The sequence below is a fragment of the Bacteroides caecigallinarum genome, from assembly GCF_021531075.1.
GTDB lineage: Bacteria > Bacteroidota > Bacteroidia > Bacteroidales > Bacteroidaceae > Phocaeicola > Phocaeicola caecigallinarum_B.
This window is the reverse complement of record NZ_JADYTJ010000168.1, coordinates 1-270: the sequence shown is the minus strand read 5'-3', so window position 1 is coordinate 270 and position 270 is coordinate 1. Positions and strand designations below refer to the sequence as shown.

The window sequence follows — 270 nt, the reverse complement described above, 5'->3', positions numbered from 1 at the left end:
TGAAATTGTAGTATCGGTGAAGATGCCGATTACCCGCGATGGGACGAAAAGACCCCGTGAACCTTTACTATAGCTTAGCATTGAATTTGGGCACGCGATGTGTAGGATAGGTCGGAGGCTTAGAAGCGGGCACGCCAGTGTTCGTGGAGCCGCTGTTGAAATACGACCCTTCGTTTGTTTGAGTTCTAACTTCAGGAAAGAAGGACATTGCTTGGTGGGTAGTTTGACTGGGGTGGTCGCCTCCAAAAGCGTAACGGAGGCTTCTAAAGG

General features: G+C 50.0%; 1 rRNA gene. It reads left to right on the top strand.

The annotated features are described in order from the left end of the window. Positions 1-270: ribosomal RNA gene (locus tag I6E11_RS14925) — 23S ribosomal RNA — on the top strand; the annotation flags it as partial.